This window comes from Nitrincola salilacus (genome assembly GCF_046271865.1).
Taxonomy (GTDB): Bacteria; Pseudomonadota; Gammaproteobacteria; order Pseudomonadales; family Balneatricaceae; genus Nitrincola; species Nitrincola salilacus.
Map to the genome: position 1 here is coordinate 2,561,872 of NZ_CP176580.1, position 15,825 is coordinate 2,577,696.

General features: G+C 51.3%; 12 protein-coding genes. 6 read left to right on the plus strand and 6 right to left on the minus strand.

What is annotated here, in order from left to right; all coding sequences use genetic code 11:
* Nucleotides 1–32: 32 nt before the first annotated feature.
* Together ACK3CJ_RS12170 and ACK3CJ_RS12175 are read right to left on the minus strand one after the other, a co-directional pair.
* A complete protein-coding gene (locus ACK3CJ_RS12170; protein WP_409522477.1) occupies nt 33–1,916 on the minus strand; it encodes a response regulator in 1,884 nt (627 codons plus the stop codon).
* Nucleotides 1,917–1,951: 35 nt separating this feature from the next.
* Nucleotides 1,952–2,467 carry a hypothetical protein gene (locus ACK3CJ_RS12175; protein WP_409522478.1) on the minus strand — a complete coding sequence of 172 codons (516 nt, stop codon included), beginning with the start codon at nt 2,465–2,467 and terminating at the stop codon, nt 1,952–1,954.
* A 156-nt stretch (nt 2,468–2,623) separates the two neighbouring features.
* Here ACK3CJ_RS12175 and ACK3CJ_RS12180 point away from each other — a divergent pair, with 156 nt between their 5' ends.
* From ACK3CJ_RS12180 to ppsR, 3 genes are read left to right on the plus strand one after another with little or no spacing between them, the layout of a single operon-like run.
* Complete coding sequence (locus ACK3CJ_RS12180; protein ID WP_409522479.1) at nt 2,624–4,729, plus strand: putative bifunctional diguanylate cyclase/phosphodiesterase; 2,106 nt, start codon at nt 2,624–2,626, stop codon at nt 4,727–4,729.
* Entirely contained in the window at nt 4,726–5,076 is a 351-nt protein-coding gene (locus ACK3CJ_RS12185; protein WP_409522480.1) for an Hpt domain-containing protein, read from the plus strand. The genes ACK3CJ_RS12180 and ACK3CJ_RS12185 overlap by 4 nt, the downstream gene beginning before the upstream one ends.
* A gap of 3 nt (nt 5,077–5,079) precedes the next feature.
* Nucleotides 5,080–5,898, plus strand: coding sequence for a posphoenolpyruvate synthetase regulatory kinase/phosphorylase PpsR (ppsR, locus tag ACK3CJ_RS12190; RefSeq protein ID WP_409522481.1), 819 nt, complete (start codon nt 5,080–5,082; stop codon nt 5,896–5,898).
* A gap of 9 nt (nt 5,899–5,907) precedes the next feature.
* Here ppsR and ACK3CJ_RS12195 read toward each other — a convergent pair whose 3' ends face one another.
* Complete coding sequence (locus tag ACK3CJ_RS12195) at nt 5,908–8,310, minus strand: putative bifunctional diguanylate cyclase/phosphodiesterase (protein WP_409522482.1); 2,403 nt, start codon at nt 8,308–8,310, stop codon at nt 5,908–5,910.
* A gap of 117 nt (nt 8,311–8,427) precedes the next feature.
* On the opposite strand from ACK3CJ_RS12195, the gene ACK3CJ_RS12200 reads away from it, so the two are divergent.
* On the plus strand, nt 8,428–9,447 hold the full coding sequence (locus ACK3CJ_RS12200) for a GGDEF domain-containing protein (RefSeq protein ID WP_409522483.1): 1,020 nt from the start codon (nt 8,428–8,430) through the stop codon (nt 9,445–9,447).
* 115 nt (nt 9,448–9,562) lie between these two features.
* Here the strand turns inward: ACK3CJ_RS12200 and ACK3CJ_RS12205 are convergent, their stop codons facing one another.
* On the minus strand, nt 9,563–11,239 hold the full coding sequence (locus ACK3CJ_RS12205; protein WP_409522484.1) for a HAMP domain-containing methyl-accepting chemotaxis protein: 1,677 nt from the start codon (nt 11,237–11,239) through the stop codon (nt 9,563–9,565).
* 111 nt (nt 11,240–11,350) lie between these two features.
* Here ACK3CJ_RS12205 and ACK3CJ_RS12210 point away from each other — a divergent pair, with 111 nt between their 5' ends.
* Nucleotides 11,351–11,641, plus strand: a complete 291-nt coding sequence (locus ACK3CJ_RS12210; protein ID WP_409522485.1) for a hypothetical protein — start codon at nt 11,351–11,353, stop codon at nt 11,639–11,641.
* A gap of 150 nt (nt 11,642–11,791) precedes the next feature.
* Nucleotides 11,792–12,367: a hypothetical protein gene (locus ACK3CJ_RS12215; protein ID WP_409522486.1), complete on the plus strand. Its 576-nt coding sequence runs from the start codon at nt 11,792–11,794 to the stop codon at nt 12,365–12,367.
* Between the two features lie 200 nt (nt 12,368–12,567).
* On the opposite strand, the gene ACK3CJ_RS12220 is transcribed toward ACK3CJ_RS12215, so the two are convergent.
* Both ACK3CJ_RS12220 and ACK3CJ_RS12225 read right to left on the minus strand, forming a co-directional pair.
* Nucleotides 12,568–15,120: a PAS domain S-box protein gene (locus ACK3CJ_RS12220; protein ID WP_409522487.1), complete on the minus strand. Its 2,553-nt coding sequence runs from the start codon at nt 15,118–15,120 to the stop codon at nt 12,568–12,570.
* Nucleotides 15,117–15,719: a hypothetical protein gene (locus ACK3CJ_RS12225; protein ID WP_409522488.1), complete on the minus strand. Its 603-nt coding sequence runs from the start codon at nt 15,717–15,719 to the stop codon at nt 15,117–15,119. The genes ACK3CJ_RS12220 and ACK3CJ_RS12225 overlap by 4 nt, the downstream gene beginning before the upstream one ends.
* Nucleotides 15,720–15,825 lie beyond the last annotated feature (106 nt).

A 15,825-nucleotide genomic window follows, 5' to 3' on the forward strand; every position in this document is an offset into this window, starting at 1 on the left:
ACTACAAAAACGTTTCTGACTGAGTTGACAGACTACGCCAGCCAGTCACTGTCGGCCCTGACCTCACGACACATCCGCAACAGCCTCTGCCGATCAATCGGTTTGGAGACAAAACCGTTCATGCCTGCCTTGCGACAGGCTTCACGATCAGCCGCCATGGCATTTGCTGTCACACCGATGATGGGGATAGAGCTCAGCGCTCCGCCCAAAGCACGAATCTGCTGTGTCGCATCCAGCCCATCCATCACCGGCATCTGCAGATCCATCAGAATGAGGTCATAATCGCCCTGTCGCACCTTATCCAGCGCTTCCTGTCCATTGCAGGCCACTTCAACCTCATACCCAGCCTGATCCAGAAAGGTGACCAGTAGCTTGCGATTGATCGCCTGATCTTCAGCCACCAGTACACGCTGGCCTTCACCCTGGTGATTGCTTTGAACAACTGACTGAATTTTTTCCAACTCAGGCTCTGTTTCGAGACTGTTGAGTGTCAGGCTGGAAGCTGGTTTCAGCGGTAATATAAACCAAAAACAGCTACCTTCACCGGGATGGCTGTTCACACCTATTTCGCCACCTATGTTTTGCAGAATATTGCGACAGATCGCCAGCCCCAGTCCGGTTCCACCATACTGACGACTGATGGAGCTGTCAGCCTGAACAAAACTGTTGAAGAGTCGAGACTGTGTCTCTTCCGCAATGCCTATGCCGGTATCCTCCACCTCGATCCGGAGCCACTGTCTGGTGTCTGCGGATACTGACTCCTCTTGGGGCTCCGTCAGCGATACATTGAGTCTGATTCGTCCGCGCTCGGTAAATTTGAAGGCATTGCTCAACAGATTAATCAGGACCTGACGTATCCTGGCCGGATCACCTATATAAGCCTGCCTCAGGTTGGAGTCCAACTCCAGATCGAACGTGATCGGCTTCTCCCTGTGGGCATTGTTATAGGTGGTATACAGCCTGCGACACAGGTCAGCCAGACTGAAACGACTGGACACCAGGCTGAACTTGCCAGCCTCCATCCTGGACAGATCCAGCAGATCATTCAGCAGCCGCATCAAGGATTCGGCAGAGGTATAGATATCATTGGCCAGTTCCCGCTCATCACTGCCGATCTGTTTTTCCAGAAGCAGCTCAGTCATTCCCAGCACACCGTTCATTGGTGTTCTCAGCTCATGACTCATGACAGCAAGGAAGTCGGTTTTTGCCTTGTTTGCTCCCTGAGCATGCTCAGCCTCCTCTTTCAATAATCCGGCCAGTTTAACCGCCTCGATTCTGAGCTGTTTCTCCCGCAGCATGCTGCGGAACAGCAGCACTATTATTGCCAACGTCAGCAGCGCCAGCACACTCACCGAGATGCTGAGAGTGGTCAGCAGTGCGATCAACTGGTCACGCGTGTCGACCTTGTAGACACGATTAAGGTGCAGCGTGGTCAGCAGAAACTCTTTGGAGACAGCCAGTACCGACTCAATCAACTGATTGAATTTCTGCAGTGCTTCCGGCTCCTGCGCCATCACCTCATCAAGCAGGGCGTCCATCTCTTTGATCTGGGCGGTCATGTACTCCAGATCGGCTGTCAATCGCGGGTCCGAGGCGTAGAACTCATTCATATGCCCTGTGTTCAGAATCTCCTGCCGACCATAGAGCACCTCAAACAACAGCAGCCCTTCATCCAACTCCTGCGACGAGGGAGAGTGAAAGTATTTCTCAAGCTGACGACTCAGACGCGATACCTCACGTTCAAGCTGAAAAGAAGCCCAGAGCGCATCATCACGGACGGTATCAATCAGACGCTGCTGGCGATCCACGATCATGGTGAAAGTGATCGCAACGGCTACCAGACTCAACAATGCCATCACAGAGATGAACCATTTGTAGGACGACCTGGCTGTCAGACCCTGTAACCGCTCGATCATGCTTCACCCCTGCCTCAACATCTGCCATAACATCATTACTGCACCTCTATGGCTTTGATCTGCCATACCGAGCGGGTGTAATACACCTCATTATTCAGCTCCGGATGGGAATCAAAGGGATATATGATAAACAGAGGTCCTTTGTCACGCACCCTGAGGTACTGGTCATCCGCCTTGAGTGCCAGAATCACCGGAAATTCGGCAAAATCACTGACTGGCACCTCGGCACTGTACTCATTGATGGCTGTCACTCTCAACGTACTGCCCTCGGCACCCACGGCCTCCATCAATGCGCTGCCCAACGGCCCACTGAAAGTCATCACCTTATCTGTCCAGGGCGTGCCGGTCTGGACTTCATGTTGTTCCAGGCGCTCCAGCATCTGCTGATCAAACACCGCCGCGCCATCCTGATTGTGATGCTGGATCTTTCCACTCACCGTCAGTACCACCCGCCCCTCCGGGGCAGGTAGCTGATCCGCTATAGCCATAGGCAGCAAAAGCAGACCAGCGGCCAAGCCTCCTATGATTGATTTTGCCCATACTGTCATCATCTCTCCCACCTCTAGTGCCAACATATATCATCACACAGTCTGCTTTTCACTCCACTGCAGAAAATGCTGTTTTTCCTGACTTATTTCATTTAAGACTATACTACCGTGGTTTACACTGACTGATAAAAATATCTTCGAACACCTCTGAGGCCCTTCATGGAAAAAAGCTCAGCGATCAGGTTGCTGGTGGTTGATGACTCGATCAGCATACGCACTCTGTTGAGTACCCGACTGTCGCGTGAGGGTTATGAGGTTATCGAGGCTGCTGATGGCGCCCATGCACTGCATCTCTACCATAGGATAAAGCCAGACCTCATCTTGATGGATGTGATGATGCCGGTCATGGATGGATTCGAAGCCTGCAGATCCATACGCCAGCTTGAGCAGCATATGCATACACCGATACTGATTCTGACCAGCGCTGACGATGTTGACTCTATCAGTACCGCCTTTGATGCTGGTGCCAATGATTTTATCACCAAGCCTCTGAACCTGCCGCTGCTGCTGCAGCGGATTCGTTATGCGCTGCGAGATGCTGCACGGGAGAAGGCGCTGCTGCGCAGTCAGCATCAACAGGACAGTGCCTGTCAGCTTGCCGCACTCGGGTTCTGGCAGTTGAATCTGATCACAAAAAGTCTGGGCTGGTCAGAGGGTGCCAGTCAGTTGCTCGGCTTCACTCCGCCAGCCAGTCTTGATGCACTGCTCGACACTCTGCATCCTGATGACTCTCTGCGTTTTCGCCAGGCCCTGACAATCAGCATCGACAACCTTGCAACACTGGATATTGAAGTACGCCTGATCCATACCCGACGTGAGCGCCTGATACGCCTTATCGGCAGCCACCAAAGCCATACTGAAGGGCTTCTTGTTGGTGCTTATCAGGATGTTACTGAAATACGCCGTACTGAACAGATGGTCGATTATCTGTCGCTGCATGACGAAATCACTCAGCTTCCCAACAAACGCCTGTTTCTGCGCATGCTGTCGCAACAGTTGGAAACAGCAGAAGCGAATGGTGGCACCTTGACAGTCATTGTACTGGCTATTTCACGACTCGCCCGTATTCAGGAGGCTTATGGCTCAGAGATTACCGACTCTCTGCAGCATCTGATTGCGCAGAAACTGCTGGAGCAGGCCCCGGAGGAGTCGTCTGTCGCCTGCATAGGCAGTGGTCGCTATGCACTTCTGACCTGTCAGAGAGCGAAGGATAGCAGAGAAACGGTCAGCTCTTGGCTCAAGGTACTGGAGCGCAGCTGGCACATTGGAAAGCAGGAGCTGTTTATTACCTTTACTGCCGGTTATACCTGTTTTCCAGAGCATGGCCAGACTGCAGAGGAGCTCCTGAACAGAGCCCAATACACCCAACGCACACTGCAATCGCTGGGTACGTTGAATATCCGAGGCTACAATGCCGAGCAATCGCCGACAGCACGCAGTGCCCTGTCACTCGAGGCCGCTCTGCATCAGGCACTGGCTCGCAACGAATTCCGTATGGTGTATCAGCCACAGCTGAACCTCGACAGCTACCGTATCGTCGGAGTGGAAGCCCTGGTACGCTGGACTCATCCAGAAGGTGACAACATCCCTCCATCGCACTTTATTCCTCTGTTGGAAGAGATGGGCATGATACACCTGCTCGGCCAATGGACCTTGGAGGAGTCCTGTCGGCAAGCCGCCATATGGGAGAAAGCCGGGCTGAACCTTCGCGTAGGCATCAATGTTTCACCCTCTCAGTTCGAGCATGAAATGTTTCTTCAGCACGTCATTCAGGCCAGGGAAAAAAGTGCAGTTTCAACACATCTGATTGAGCTTGAGATCACCGAAGGTACAACCATGCGCGATCCGGAGAAAACCGTGGAACTACTGCAGACACTCTCTGATAAAGGCTTCACGATCGCCATTGATGACTTCGGCATAGGTTACTCCTCACTGTCTTATCTGCTGCGTTTTCCACTGAATACCTTAAAAATTGATCGTGCCTTCATTCAGCACATTGCCGACTCACAGCAGTATCGTGCCATTATTCGCTCCCTTACCACACTATCCGCTGGTATAGGACTGAAAACACTGGCCGAAGGCGTTGAAACCCGTGAGCAGCTTGATCAACTGAAACAACTGGGCATTGATGAGATTCAGGGTTACCTGCTGGCCCGGCCGATGCCGCCAGACAAACTTGAGGTGTTTATTAAAGAGCACGCTGCAACAACCTCGGCCTCTCACTCTCAACCCGTTAAACAGAACAACAACCAGGATAACGCATGATGGATAATGTACATATTCACTGGCAGCAGGCTGTTGATCTTGCAGGAGGCGACGAAGAGCTTCTGCTCCATATACTGGAGCTGTTTCTGAGCGAAAGCCCTATCCACCGCAGTAATCTTCAACTGGCTGTGGATCAACTGATTTTGACGGATATCATGTTCCATGCGCATACCCTGAAGGGCCTGCTATCTACCTTTGGCGCTAATGAAGCATCTGCTGCAGCCAGACATCTTGAACAGCTTGCAAAACAGGGAAGCAACCGGTCCGAAATTGAATCTCAGCACCAGCTTTTTGAAAACCAATTGACCGAATTGATACCACACCTCAAACAAATGTTGAAATACTGAACAATGAAACGAACCGCATTCTTTATCTCAGATGGTACCGGCATCACGGCCGAAACACTTGGCAACAGCCTGTTAACGCAGTTCGAAAGCATCCACTTCACCTCCATCACGCTGCCCTATATCGACACGCTGGAGAAAGCCGAGGCTGCAGTTGCCAAGATCAATCAAGCCACTAAGCAGGATGGGGCTTCAGCCATCGTTTTCGATACCATCATCAATGAGGATATCCGCAACCTGATTGCGGCCAGCAACAGCTTCAAGATTGATGTGTTCGCCACCTTCCTCAAACCGCTGGAAAATGAGCTAGATACCCATTCCTCCTACTCCGTTGGCAAATCCCATGCGATACAGGAGACCAGCCGCTACAAGGAACGCATCGCCTCAGTCAACTTTGCTCTGGATAACGATGATGGAGCACGTACTCAGCAGTACGATAAGGCCGATATCATCATTGTCGGGGTATCACGTTGCGGTAAAACGCCCACCTGCCTGTATCTGGCACTGCAGTTCGGGATCAAGGCAGCAAACTATCCGATTACCATTGAGGATCTTGAACATTCGGGCCTGCCCAATATTCTCAGGAATTATCGGGATAAGCTCTTCGGGTTGACTATTGATCCCTTTCAACTCGCCGCGATCCGCCATGAGCGCCGCCCCAATAGCCAATACGCCTCAATGAATCAGTGTGAGTTTGAGGTGCGCGAGGTCGAAAAGCGCCTGCGTCAGGTGGATATCAAGATGATCAATACCACCTATTTTTCCATTGAGGAGATCGCCACACGTGTCATGGTTGAGTCGGGTCTCAAGCGGCGCTTAGCCTGAAATACCCATTTACCACTGACAGTTCATGACTATATATAGAGTGCGAAGCTGATCAACCAACTCCCTGCTGATCAGCTCCAACTGCGCAAAAGCCTGCTTTGCCCGCTGCTCCTGCCCATCCCCTTTAAGCTGATATATCTGAGCACTGAGCTTATCGATCTGTTGGTATAGCGGCTCAATCGCAGCAAATTCAGGCTGTTGACGCATGCGCCTGAAGTAGCCCTGTTTATACCAGACTGATGATGCCTCGGATGAGTAAAGCGGAGGTGGAGTGGCACTCAGGTCGTTCAGATAGTTTTCAATCCCCCGCAGCCAGCCTCGATGATCCACCTCGGCATAGATCAGGGCCAGATTATCACGATTGACGGGGAAATTCTGGCACGCCTTCCAGGACTGGAAAGAGGTCCATTGCGAAACCCACTCAGAAAACGCATCTGCCTGAATCGGTCTGGAGATACCATAGCCCTGACCTATTTCGCACCCCAGTCTGAGAAGCAGCTCACCATGTTCCTCTGTTTCCACCCCTTCGGCCACCACGCTGCGTTGAAAAGCGGTCGCCAGACTGATAACACCCTGAACAAGGGTTGTATCCTCAACATCCCACAGCATGTCACGAACGAAGGTCTGGTCGATCTTCAATGCTCCGGCTGGCAACCGCCGGAGATAGCTCAATGATGAATAGCCAGTGCCGAAGTCATCCAGAGAGAAGTGGATTCCCAGCTGCGCAATCTCCTTCATTACGCCCGAGACTTTGACAATATCCTCAAGGGCAGCGGTTTCGAGCACCTCCAGTTCCAGAAGATCTGTATCGACAAGCGGATATTCAGCCAACAAACCCTGCAGGCGCTGCAGAAAGTCGGGTTGTTGTAAGTCAAGAGCCGCAATATTGACACTGAGACACAGTCTGAGCCCGGCTTGCTGCCAGAGCGTCTGTTGTTTCAGGGCGGCTCGCAACACCCAGGTATCCAGTTTAAAGATAGAACTGGTATCTTCAATAATCGGAAGAAAAGCAGCCGGAGACAAAACACCCTGCTGCGGATGGTTCCAGCGGATCAATGCTTCTGCGCCGATAATCTGCCCGGTGCGCATATTCACCTTGGGTTGATAGTAGAGTTCCATCTCTTCATTATCGATCGCCTGTTCGATACGCAGAATATTTTCCTGCTGGCTCGTGGTATTGCGCCCCTCAAACGGATCAAATACATGATAGCGATTTTTGCCCAGCGCTTTTGCCTGACACATCGCCTGATCGGCATGGCGCAAAAGAGTATCTGCGTCAGAGTCATCGTCTGGATAAAGCGTAACGCCCAGACTTGCCGAGACATGCAACTGGGTATTACGAAGCTGAATCGGCATGGTGATCGCATGGATCAGACGATCCAGAACAATCTTATACTCACCTGCATTACCGACATTTGACAGCACCACCACAAACTCATCACCACCAAGGCGCGCCAGCGTATCGCCCGAACGCAACGCCTTTTTCAAGCGTTGGCCGACCTCAATCAATAATTGATCACCCAAGTCATTACCATAGGTGTCATTGACCTCTTTAAAACCATCAAGATCCAGATAGACCAGCGCCAGTTGCTTATCCTTTTGCCTGGATTGCAGCGCCAGTTCCAATTGATTGGTGAGCAGTGTTCGGTTAGGCAGACCCGTCAGTGCATCATAATGAACAGCATGCTCCAACTGCACCTGATGGCTCTTTTGCCGCGTAATATCCTGTTCCGTCAACAGCAGCACCTGATCGCCCCTGAACGGATCATAACCCAGTCTCAGTTCAATACGGTGCCAGCGTCCACGACCGGACACCTGTAGGTCCATCGTGACTACACCGGAGCGATTACTCAGGAGGCGTTGCCGAATCAGATCGCCCTGTTCAGGGTCGGAAAAATAATCAGCCAGAAGATCATGTCCGCTCCGCACCAGTTCCGCTGCATGGTTACGACTCAGCAGATGCCCCAGCTCATCAAAAACAGAGATCATCAGCCCGGCATTGTCCTGCGCGGAGCTTTGATTTTCTACCTGACGCTCGGCCTCGTCTCTTCGTGACAGCGCCTCAACCAGCATACCTGAGCGGCCGTCATCCAGCAGTACCGGCTTGCAGTAACACAATACATTCAGTGGCTCACCGTCAGGATAGAACACCCATTGCCGAGTGAACCACTTTGCACTCGATTCAGCTTCATTCGCTTGAGACTGATGAACAGAAAGCATGCCATCGTCACGAAGTTTATCAGCTTCAAACTCGCGAGCTGTCAATACTTCAAGGCTGTCTGCTGACCATAACCGTACCGCTGCAGGGTTCGCCCAAAGCACCCGAGCATGCTCCAGATCAAACACCCAGACAGGCGTTTCCAACTGCTCAGGGTGAAAATGAAAACGGCTATGATGTAATGCTTTGCTCATCCAGGAATCCCTGCACTGAGTGATATAACAGCAGATATTAGGTAATTGTAGCGCTAAAAGCGATTAGTGCTATTATTGGATAAGTTGTAAAATTCCTGTTTCATACAGAGGCGTGCTATGCAGTACTCAGATAATTCGCAACAGGCAGCTGAATTTCTTCGCCAGGCTGTTCCTCTGATGGTTAAGTACAAGATACCGCCTCACCCGCTCAATTACGCACTCTGGTACACCTACGTTACTCAGCGACTGCCCACACTCAATCAGGAATTGGACAAAACCATCACCAAATATGGCACCTGTCCGGCTGGTTTTGAAGCAAAGCTCTTCAGAAACCATCTGATCAGTGATGAGATGGGGTCCTCCGATAAGTTGCAGTCTGCGCTGATCACCGTCGCCACCAGTCTGAATGAATCTGCCGGTGCTGCCGTCAAACATACGAGCGAATACAGTGCATTACTGCAGGAAAGCCTGGACGCCCTGAATAGCTCAGACCCGGATCTGCCGCTGGAGACGATTGCGCAATCCCTGTACGACAACACAGTGCAGGTATCCGCAACGGCAGAAATATTTCTGCAGCAGATCACCAATGCGCAGCAGGAGATTCAGCGCTTACAGGAAGAGCTCAGCAGTGCTCGACAGGATGTCTATATCGATACGATCACCAAGCTTTACAACCGCCGCTTCCTGGATGAAACACTGCAGCGAATCTGTTCAGGAAACGATGACCCTATTCTGTCAGTAATCATGATGGATATTGATCACTTCAAGCAACTCAATGACCAATATGGTCATATCATGGGAGATCGTGCACTTCAGTGCATAGGCCAGCTTTTGACTGAAGAGTGCCAGGATAAGGCTGACGCAGTGCGGTATGGCGGGGAAGAGTTTGCGGTATTACTGTATGAATGTGACAGCAACAAAGCCGCCATACTGGCTGACCGCCTGCGTCAGAAAATACAGTCTATCCGCATCAAACATAAACCGAGCGGTGTAGTCATCAATGCAATGACAGCCTCATTCGGTGTGACTGTGCAACAGGCGTTCGACTTGCCGGAGCAATTGATTGATCGAGCAGACAGGGCTCTGTATCAGGCAAAAGAAAACGGACGCAACCAGGTTCAAACGGTTCTGGACTGAATTGTTCTAACCCAGCAGTACATATCCTCAACTTGAATTAATAAAAAGAACTTACTGCAACCTTGAAAAGCAGAGGACCATAAAGCGACCCCCTGCATGATTCAAAGCAGTGTATTCACGAAATCTTGAACTGCTGCACGTTTCTTTGCAAAGAGGCTGACAATACAGCAAGCTCCTGACTTGCAGACGTCACCTGACTGGCAGCTGTTGCTGTCTCATCAATCGCTTGAGTAATATTGCTGACATTGCGATTGATCTCCTCGGCAACTGAAGACTGCTCCTCCGCTGCTGTTGCTATCTGAGCATTCATATCGTTGATTGAAGCAACTGCAGCACTGATCGTTTTGAGTGCATCACCAGCCAGACCCGCTTTTTCAACCGTTTGCAACGCAAGACTCTGCCCCTCTTCCATCTGGTTCGCAGCCAGTGCCGAACTGTTTTGGACACGATCAATACGATCCTTGATATCTTCAGTGGAGTCCTGAGTTCTGCTGGCCAGTGACCTGACCTCATCCGCCACCACTGCAAACCCCCTGCCGTGATCTCCGGCCCTGGCGGCTTCAATGGCAGCATTCAATGCCAGCAGATTGGTTTGTTCCGCAATGCTCTGAATCACATCCAGAACACCTCCAATCTCCTTGCTGTCATCCACAAGCTTGAGAATATTACCAGTTATGCTTTCCACCTCTTTGGCAAGATTGTTGATCGCCTGAACCACTTCACTCACTGCCTCCATACCTGCTGAAGTGTCACTATCCGCTGATTGCGCCGCTCGAGCAGCTGCAGAAGCATTACTGGCAACATCCAGTACGGTAGCTGTCATCTGATTCATGGCTGTAGCCACCTGCGTGATTTCCGCCTGCTGCAACTGAACCTGAGCATTGGTCTGAGCACTTGATGCAGAGAGCTCTTCAGCTGCAGCCGATACCTGTAACGACGCCTCAGACACCTCTTTCATCAATCTGCGAATCTTAACTATCATCTGATCGAAACGGGCCAGCAAACTATCACTGTCACCTGGCCTCAATTTGATGGCTATGGTCAGATCTCCTTCCGCTACCTGATCAACAATCCGCATCACTTCGGCTGGCTCTCCTCCCAGCAAACGTAATGTATGACGGGTAATAAACCAGCCACATGCCAGCGCAACTAAAAAACCCAGAATCATGATGGTTGCAAGTATTATCATAGATTGCACAGCGCTGGCATCTGCATCAGAGACGGTCTGCAAAGTATGATTTCGGTTGTACTCAACCATACGCGCTATATCCCCACTCAATGCTCCGGTCAGTGGCGCTATAGCCAAGCTCTGTTCACGATACACGTTGAACAAAGTCTCATATTCAGTTGAATCAGATGTGCGAGACAAACGTTCCATTTGACTGTCCAGCTCGCGATACTGATCTTTCCACTGACTGTATTCTTGATTGAACTGCCGGAAAAGAGCCCCACCCTCTTCAGATTGAGGCAGGTCCGAATAGAGCTTTATAGCAGCATCCATCCGTAGCCACGAGGACTTTTGCCCCTCAGCAAGCTTCTTCAAATGATTCAAAGTATTGTTAGTAATCTGGGGAAACAGTAACGACTCCAGTGTTTGAGCGTGAATTGACTGCCGCGCACTATCAATTTCATTAAGTGATAATACTGCCGGCATTCGAACTTCACCAAGGACTCTGATTTCATGTTCCATTGTCCGCTCGCCCAAAAGGCCTATAGTTCCTACCAGAACAGCGATCAGAGCCACCAAAGAAAATCCTGTGTATAGCATTACACTCAGGCGTATATTCTTCATCGACCCATCCTCTTCTGTGTTTATCAACACATTCGTTACTTAGGTATGGGGGACATTATCTCTTTTGTCAACGAGCTGTCATAAGCAGACCTTAAGCTGCCGATAAATGAAGTGCTGAACGGACAACGCGGCTACTGGCAAAATGCCCTGACACAACGTTGGATCGACAGCCTGACACCCGAGCGAATCGACTATCTGGCGCGTGAACACAAACTGGATCCGTTTGAGCTCTGCTCAGACCCCTATCGAAAACGCATGACGGGAGGATCAGATGATCACAACGGCATTTTTGCCGGACGTTGCGGTACACTGCTACCCACAGTTTCCGACGGTCAGTACTTTCGGTTTAGAGCCGCCTGTAACTCTTACTTGTCCAATATGGACTCTGCCAATAGCTTCTAGAGCCGGCCAGCCACATCATCGCCAAAAAAACCACTGCCTCTCTTTGTGATCTTGGTGCGCATAACCTGATACCCTGTATTAAGCCAGTTGAAAATTCTCCTGTTCAGGTTGGATTGATCAAACGAAAATCAGACATGAAAGTGAAGCCATATGAGCAACGATGCATACATTTACCGGATTGACAGCACCGATACTATCACCAGCATCAGTGACAATTGGTATGGCTTCGCAGATTCTAACGCTTGGAGTAGCTCTCTGGTGCCGGAAGGAGTGGTAGGACGCAAGCTGTGGGATTTCATTCAGGATCTTGAGACACAGCAGCTGTATCAAGAGCTATTTAAAAGAGTAAGAGCAGGGGTAAGAAGCTCAGTGACTATCCCCTTCCGTTGTGACTCTCCAACTGAACGAAGATACCTTGAGCTTCAAATCGAGGCATTGCCAGATGAGCAAATCAAAATCACAAGTACAATTTGCCGCACGGAACCCCGGCCCTATACCAGCCTGCTTGATACGCAAATACCAAGATCGTCAGATATCGTGACAGTGTGCAGCATGTGCAAAAAACTGAAAATATCATCGGAGCAATGGGCTGAGCTTGAAGAAGGTTTAGCTCATCTCAGACTCTTTGAGGCTGACAAAGTGCCACAGTTGTCTCACGGACTATGTCGTTCATGTTTTCAGGTAGCAATGAGAGAGCTGGATGAACCCTTCTGTTCTCATTCATGATGTACTCAGGGTCAGCCCCATGCAGGTACGTCACTCTGAAGGTTGGAACCATAAGAGTCCTCAAACAAACGGTTTCACGAGAACATTTCAACGAACTGTCACAAGCAGACCTTAAGCTGCCGGCAAAAGCCAGTGGTAAGAGGCATACAGTACAGTCACACATCCCGGTATCCGAGGGGTCAAACAGGCGATTGATCCAGCTATCTATCCAATACCTCCCGCACCTTGGTTGCCAGCTCAAGACGGGTATAGGGCTTGCTCAACAGGTCCACACCCGGATCCAGGCGTCCTTGATGAACAATGGCGTTTTCGGTGTAACCGGAGGTAAAGAGTACTTTCAGCAAGGGATAGACGGCTCGCGCCTGATCCGCCAGCTCGCGCCCATTCATGCCGCCCGGCATGATGATATCGGTAAACAACAGGCCTATATCGCGCTGTGCTTGCAGCACACTCAGTGCCTCGGGTCCGGACGTGGCGCTGGTAACGCGGTATCCCAATGAGAGCAACTGAGTTTCAAGATGTTTCAGCACCAGATCATCATCCTCTGCGATCAGAATATGTTCTGTGCCGCCTTGCACCAGCAAGGCCGCCGCTGGTTGATAACTCGCATAGTGCGCGCCTCTCATACGACGGAAATAAAGCTTAACAGTAGTGCCTTCACCCGGTTCGGAGTAGATCTTGAGGTGTCCGCCCGACTGCTTGGTAAACCCGAACACCATGCTCAAACCAAGACCACTGCCCTTACCCACCGACTTGGTGGTAAAAAAGGGTTCAAAGGCGCGACGTACCGTATCCGGGTCCATGCCTGTGCCGGTGTCGGATACGCAAACCATCACATATTCACCCGGAGCAACTTCGGTATAACGCTCGGCGTATTCACTGTCCAACTCTCTATTGGCGGTCTCTATGGTCAACTTCCCCCCTCTGGGCATGGCATCACGTGCATTGACCACCAGATTCAGCAGCGCTGTATCCAGTTCATTGCCATCAATCTCAGTAATCCCCAAATCAGGATCAGAAATGAATTCCAGCACAATGTTTTCTGGCAGGGTGCGGCGAATGAGCGCCTGCATCGTCGCCACCAACTGATTGATATCCGTCGCTTTCGGGTCGAGTGGCTGGCGGCGGGCAAAAGCCAGCAGGCGTTTGGTCAGCTCAGCTCCGCGTTGTGCTGCAGATACTGTCATTTCCGCCATGGCCCGCAAGTCAGGATCGTCCAACAGCTCAACCAGCATTTCCGTATTACCCAGGATAACCGTCAACAAGTTGTTGAAATCATGGGCAACACCACCAGTCAGATGACCGACAGCTTCAAGCTTCTGCGACTCCCGAAGCTGTTGTTCCATGGCCTTGCGCTGGGTGATATCGCGCTCGACCGCCACAAAGTGAGAGCAGTGTCCCGTATCATCAAACAGTGGTGTAATATCGAGTTCCAACCAATAGGATTCTCCCGACTTGTGGTAATTGAGCACTTCACAACGTATCGATTCCTTATTCTGCAGGGCGATATGAATGCGATCCAACTGCTGACGGTCTGTTTCCGGCCCCTGCAGAATACGTGGTGTGAGGCCAATCGCTTCGCTTTTTGCATAGCCAGTCAACCCCTCGAAGGCATCATTTACATACACGATGCGTGGGCCATTCGGTTCATCCAGCGTATCGGCTTCCGTAATGATCACGATATCGTTCTGCCGCGACAAGGCCGCCTCAACCAGCCTCAGTTGCTCCTGGCGCTCCCGCTCAAGCGTCACATCACGAAAGTATACCGCCAAGCCATCAGGGATAGGATAGGCGCTGACATCAAACCACTTGCCCAAGGGGGCATAAACCCCTTGAAACTGACGGGTCTGTTGGTTCTCCAGCACCCATTGGTACTGACATTGAAATTCGGTACCGACCGCCTCAGGGAATTCGTCCCATAGTTTTTTACCCAACAACTGATCTCTGGAACGCTCCATGAACTCACAGGCTTGTTGGTTGACATAAGTAAAGTTCCAATGGTCATCAAGTGCAAAAAAGCCATCACTGATGCTTTCCAGTACATTGAGGCGCTGGCGCTCAGCTTCAGCGGCGCGTGCCTGGGCCTCATGCAGGGTCGTAATATCCTGAAACGCCCCCTGAACGGCACTGATCCTGCCATTCTGATCTCGTTCGGCCAGGCCGATCACCCTGACCCATGGCCGTCGTCCATCAGGTGTCTGCAATTGGCAGGTAACATCGAACGCTTCGCCTTCACGCGCGCACTGCTCGAATACGCTCTGGATAAAGCCGCGATATCCCGGCGTATAGAACTGAGTTGCCTCGGCGACACTGGCCGGGGAGTAGTCAGCAGGCATGCCATGAATAGCGGCCGTTTCAGGCGTCCAAAGGATGGTTTCTGAAACAAGCTCGACCTGCCAGCCCCCAAGCCTGGCTTTTTCGCCTGCCAGGCGCAAAAGCTGCTCTGCCTGCGTGAGTTTGTGCTGGCTCCTGATGAGCGAGGTAATATCCAGGAAGTAGCCGATAACGACTTCGCGGCCAGACGACTCCTGGCGCTCCCCCACCCCCTTGATATATCTCACTGAGCCATCGCGGGCAATCACCCGGTGCTCGAACTCGATCTGGGCCTCGTTTTTTTCAGAAAATGATGCATAGACGGCGCGCGCGGCCTCCCGATCATCCGGATGCACACGGGCAAAGTACTCCTCGAAATCAGGTCCTGGCTGGTTGGCTGGTAAATCGTAGATGTCGAACACCTGTCTGGACCAGTTCAAAGCGCCCGTTTCCGGGTAGTATTCCCAGTATCCAAATTCAGCATGCGCTCCGAAGTGCGCATGCGTGCCTCATGTCGTTGTACGATGGAGAAGGCCTGCCTGAGTTCCTGTGCCCTCATCAGGATATCCTGAACCGCAGCAGAGTCGCTGATATCAGCAACCGCAGGGCTTTTTGCACCGGTGTCTTCCTGGACTATAGCTGTAACATCTTCCACCCGGTGCAGGATGATGAACGCTATCTCTCCGGCATCATCCATTACCGGGCTGTTCACTGGGCTCCAGAATCGCTCCTCAAAGGTGCCATCTGGCAGGCGTATCGGATAACACTGTATACCCATGATATCAGGGACTTTCAGTGACCTGGCCCGCTGCAGAGAAGTCGACAGGTTCCGCACACCGTCCGCCTGCGGATCTTCCGGGTCATCAGGAAACACTTCAAACAGTGTCTTGCCGACTATGTCTGCTTCACGTGTCATCGTGGCATGCAGGTATTCGTCAGTGACAGCCAGGACCTCGAATCTGCCAGGCTCCAGTACCAGAATTTTTCCCGGTGAAGATTTGAACAGGTACTTGTACTGTTGATCCGCCAGTTGGTTCATATCACGTTCCCTTATGAAGACTCGCTCAAGGCAGTGCTGGCATGGGAAAAAATTGAGAGTGCACCCTCAAGTCTGATACTGGAGATGTAGATTACCCCGGCCTTGC

What these genes read in the sequence shown, in the direction of transcription:
- ACK3CJ_RS12170 (WP_409522477.1), bottom strand. Translation starts at nt 1,916, where the DNA reads ATGATCGAGCGGTTACAGGGTCTGACAGCCAGGTCGTCCTACAAATGG.
- ACK3CJ_RS12175 (WP_409522478.1), bottom strand. Translation starts at nt 2,467, where the DNA reads ATGATGACAGTATGGGCAAAATCAATCATAGGAGGCTTGGCCGCTGGT.
- ACK3CJ_RS12180 (WP_409522479.1), top strand. Translation starts at nt 2,624, where the DNA reads ATGGAAAAAAGCTCAGCGATCAGGTTGCTGGTGGTTGATGACTCGATC.
- ACK3CJ_RS12185 (WP_409522480.1), top strand. Translation starts at nt 4,726, where the DNA reads ATGATGGATAATGTACATATTCACTGGCAGCAGGCTGTTGATCTTGCA.
- ppsR (WP_409522481.1), top strand. Translation starts at nt 5,080, where the DNA reads ATGAAACGAACCGCATTCTTTATCTCAGATGGTACCGGCATCACGGCC.
- ACK3CJ_RS12195 (WP_409522482.1), bottom strand. Translation starts at nt 8,310, where the DNA reads ATGAGCAAAGCATTACATCATAGCCGTTTTCATTTTCACCCTGAGCAG.
- ACK3CJ_RS12200 (WP_409522483.1), top strand. Translation starts at nt 8,428, where the DNA reads ATGCAGTACTCAGATAATTCGCAACAGGCAGCTGAATTTCTTCGCCAG.
- ACK3CJ_RS12205 (WP_409522484.1), bottom strand. Translation starts at nt 11,239, where the DNA reads ATGAAGAATATACGCCTGAGTGTAATGCTATACACAGGATTTTCTTTG.
- ACK3CJ_RS12215 (WP_409522486.1), top strand. Translation starts at nt 11,792, where the DNA reads ATGAGCAACGATGCATACATTTACCGGATTGACAGCACCGATACTATC.
- ACK3CJ_RS12225 (WP_409522488.1), bottom strand. Translation starts at nt 15,719, where the DNA reads ATGAACCAACTGGCGGATCAACAGTACAAGTACCTGTTCAAATCTTCA.